This window comes from Kitasatospora sp. NEAU-CNBT7, from assembly GCF_057220535.1.
Genome location: NZ_JBXQQB010000111.1, coordinates 1 through 3,432, shown reverse-complemented (window position 1 = coordinate 3,432; position 3,432 = coordinate 1). Strand labels below are relative to the sequence as shown.

Genomic DNA, 3,432 nt, shown 5'->3' with positions numbered 1-3,432 from the left:
CAGACCGCGAAGGGCCAGTGCGGCCTGGACGACTACCAAATCCGTCGCTACCCGGGCTGGTATCGGCACATCACCCTCGCCATGGCCGCCCACGCCTACCTGACAGTCATGCGGGCCCAGCAGCTCGAAAAGGGGCCGGACCGGCTCGAACGCCAGACCTGATCCCACTCACCGTCCCCGAGATCCGTCGACTGATCGCCCACCTCACCCGGCCCGTTCGCCGAAGCATCGCCCACGTCCTGCACCGGTCCCACCGGCGCCGACGACGCCAGCACCAAGCCCGGACCAGCCACTACAAGAGACGAGGCAACACCCCAAGAGCTGATGCCTCATCACGTTAAGCACCGTTGCAGTCCTAAGGAGCAGGACATCCTTCCCGGGCCTGCCCGTCTCCCCAACAGGACGGGGCCAGCCATGACACACCGCGACAGCCATGATGACCGGAACCCGGAAAGCCTCGAGCTGTGCGACCTGTGCGCAGCCCTCGTACCCGAGGACGAGGTCTACCTGAGCGTGGTCGCGGACTCCTCCGCCACCGCCCGCGGTGATCTCGCGCACGGCGAGCGCCTGCTGACCGCCTGCTCCTGGGACCACCTCCAGACCCTCGTCATCGCCTACGAACAGCGTGTCTTCGACGACGAGGAGCTCTGGGCTTCCCTCGTCTTCGAGGCCTGCCGCCGGCTCGGCCACGAGGCCACCCCCGAGCGAATACTCCAGGCCACCGGTCTCACCCACCAGCAGCTCGACCGTGCCCACGCCTGGCAGTCCCGCCGCAGACTCCTCCACCAGCGCACCACCCGCGACGCCGACTGCGGCCACCACGGACCCGAGGGAGAGACCGGCGAGGACGACGACAAGCCCCGCAGCCACCGCTGAACCGGACCGGCAGGAGGAGAGGCCAGTCCACAGCGCCCGGCCTATCAGGAAGGCCCGCGGCGCTACTGTCGCGTCCGAACGGCCCGGGCAGGACAGTCGTTCACGATGCCGAGGAAGATGCTGGACTCATGCCGTCGGATACTTCTTCTCCGCGCTTCGCCGGCCGTATCGGCCCTGCAGGCGGCCCGAAGCCTTCCGGACCATCGTCATCCCGCCGTACTTCGTCCCGTGGATCCGGTCCCCGCTGGGGCCTTTCCCCGCCGGGGACCGGGCACGGAGCCTCGGTTCGTCCGCCGCACCCGTACGGGCCACTGCGTGATGCGGGAGCAGCCCAGCTCCAGGACGTGCGCCATGTCCGCAGTGGTGGAGAAGACTGCGCTGGACGCGATGAGGCCGAGGAATCTGACGGCCTTGTCCTGCGGTTCGGGGTCGCGGCTGGTGAGCCAGCCAGCGCTGGCGAAGTGGACCACCTGGTGAGGCCTTGCAGGCCTCGCTCCAGCGACACGAGTCGGGATGGCAGCGAAAGCCTCCCGGGGCGAGGATTGGCACGAGCCCCTGCCTGACACCCGGCGCTTGGCACCGCTCGGCCGGATGCTCCGGCCCCGCACCGGTTTCACGCACCGGCCGACCGGCGAGCCCACCGTCCCCGACCCAGGAATCCCCAGACAGATGAGCGAACAGAATCATGAAAGCAAGCGCACCGCCCGTAGACGAATGCTGCAGGAGCGGGCGATGGAGGAGGAACGAGTCAGGCGCAGGAAGAAGATGGCCGTGGGCGCAGCGGTGCTGGCAGTCATCGCCACCGCCGTGGTCATCGGCGTGGTGGTGCAGAACGAGCGCTCCCAGCCGGAGACCCCGGCCGCCGTCCCGGCTGGCACCACCGGCGACAGGAACCTCGCCATCACGGTCGGCGCGCCCGACGCCCCGTCCACCCTGACCATCTACGAGGACCCACGTTGCCCGGCCTGCGGCAACTTCGAGCATGAACTCTCTGCGTCCATCACCCAGCTGGAAGACCTGGGAAAGATCAACACCAGTTACCACATCGTCTCTTTCATCGACCGCGGAGGACGCGGCAACGGCTCGAAATACGCCGCCAACGCCCTCGGCTGCGCCCAGGACGCCGGGCACTTCCGGGCTTACCACGACGTCCTGTACCGCAACCAGCCGGCCGAGACCGAGGACGCCTTCGGCAGCAAAGCCACCCTGATCAACCTGGCCAGGCAGGTCGACGGCCTGGACACCCCCACCTTCGAGTCCTGTGTCAACAACAACACGTATAGCGGATGGGTCTCCGCGGTCCAGCAGGACTTCGACAAGTCCGGCTACACCACAACACCGACCGTGCTGCTCAACGGTCAGCCGGTCTACCCCGGGAAAGGCACCGAACAGATCACCCCGGAGAATCTGGTGAAATGGGTCGACGCCGCCAACCAGGGCAATTGAGGTTGAAGTAGTGAGGTGATTATGGGAGTTGGAAGGTCAGGCCGGTCTCGGCGATGAAGCCGTCGATGGGGCGGGGACGGTACTGCGTTTTCTTCAGTCGGGTCCGGACCGCCGTGGCGAGCTGGTCGGTGGTGTGGGGTGCGAGGTTGGCCAGACTCTTCTTGAGGTGGGCCCACACACCCTCGGCGGGGTTGAGGTCCGGCGCATACGGCGGCAGGCGGAAGACGGTCAGCCACGAGCGGGTGGCGATCAGCTCGCGCATCACGCGGTCGGTGTGGGCGGTGGCGTTGTCCCACACCAGGACGAGCGGGCCGCCGAGCTGCTGGTGGGCTGCATCGAGCAGCCGGGCGAGGTCCTTCTCGCGGAAGCCCTTCTTCTCGCCCTTGCGGCCACGATGGACGATCATGCGGTAGATCAGTCGGGTCCGCGGGTCACCGGGCCGGACGCACACGAGCCCGGCGGGCGAGACGCGGCCGGAGCCCTTGCCGGTGACCTTCACGACGGGTGTCTGTCCCTTCCGGGACCAGGTGCGCGCCTTCGGAGGCCTCAGCGACTGGCCTGCCTCGTCCTCGAAGACCACCCACGCGCCCTGGTCCCGTGCGGTTTTCCCACGGCGGGCCAGGTCTCCTCCCGCCAGGCGGCCACCGCCGCGTCGTCGCGCTCCACCGGGCGATGCATCGGGACTTGCACGCTCCAGCCCATCCGGTGCAGGACCAGCGACATGCCCTTCAGACTGTAGGAGACCTTGAACAGCCGCTCGACCAGCACCGCGATCCGGGCCGGCGTCCAGCGCTGGTCCTCCGTCCAGCCGTGCGCGGCCGGCCCCCGCGTCAGCTCCGCCTCGAGCCGCTGCGGCTGCTCAATGTCCAACCGACACCGCGGGCCCTGCGTCCCCTTCGACACCAGCGCCTGGACACCGCCATCCCGCCACCGGGCTTGCCAGGCATAGACGGACTTCCGCGACACCCGCAGCCGCCGCGCGACCTCCGACGGGCGCACTCCCTGTTCGAACAACTCCGCGGCCTCGAAGCGCACCCGCTCCCGCTTCGCCCGCCCTACGGCGGTCAGCCCGCCGCCATCCGCATACCTCATACGCACGGAGTAGCGAAA

At 68.6% G+C, this 3,432-nt stretch carries 3 protein-coding genes and 1 pseudogene; 3 read left to right on the top strand and 1 reads right to left on the bottom strand.

Annotation, left to right across the window (positions count from 1 at the left end; all coding sequences use genetic code 11):
- From AC2TEW_RS38705 to AC2TEW_RS38695, 3 genes and pseudogenes are all read left to right on the top strand, one after another.
- Window positions 1–162 (top strand): annotated as a pseudogene (locus AC2TEW_RS38705) (IS701 family transposase); the annotation flags it as partial.
- 252 nt (window positions 163–414) lie between these two features.
- The gene (locus AC2TEW_RS38700; protein WP_484627827.1) at window positions 415–876 is read left to right on the top strand and encodes a hypothetical protein; all 462 of its coding nucleotides are present in this window, start codon (window positions 415–417) and stop codon (window positions 874–876) included.
- Between the two features lie 669 nt (window positions 877–1,545).
- The gene (locus AC2TEW_RS38695) at window positions 1,546–2,322 is read left to right on the top strand and encodes a DsbA family protein (protein WP_484627826.1); all 777 of its coding nucleotides are present in this window, start codon (window positions 1,546–1,548) and stop codon (window positions 2,320–2,322) included.
- Between the two features lie 19 nt (window positions 2,323–2,341).
- Here the strand turns inward: AC2TEW_RS38695 and AC2TEW_RS38690 are convergent.
- Window positions 2,342–3,414 (bottom strand): IS630 family transposase gene (locus tag AC2TEW_RS38690; protein ID WP_484627739.1). Its coding sequence is split into 2 segments (ribosomal slippage): window positions 2,342–2,931 and window positions 2,931–3,414, totalling 1,074 coding nucleotides; the frame shifts between segments, so codons are not numbered across the junction.
- Window positions 3,415–3,432: the final 18 nt, after the last annotated feature.

Bases quoted from the DNA above. Each gene is read 5' to 3' on its own strand.
- AC2TEW_RS38700 (WP_484627827.1), top strand. From the start codon at position 415: ATGACACACCGCGACAGCCATGATGACCGGAACCCGGAAAGCCTCGAG.
- AC2TEW_RS38695 (WP_484627826.1), top strand. From the start codon at position 1,546: ATGAGCGAACAGAATCATGAAAGCAAGCGCACCGCCCGTAGACGAATG.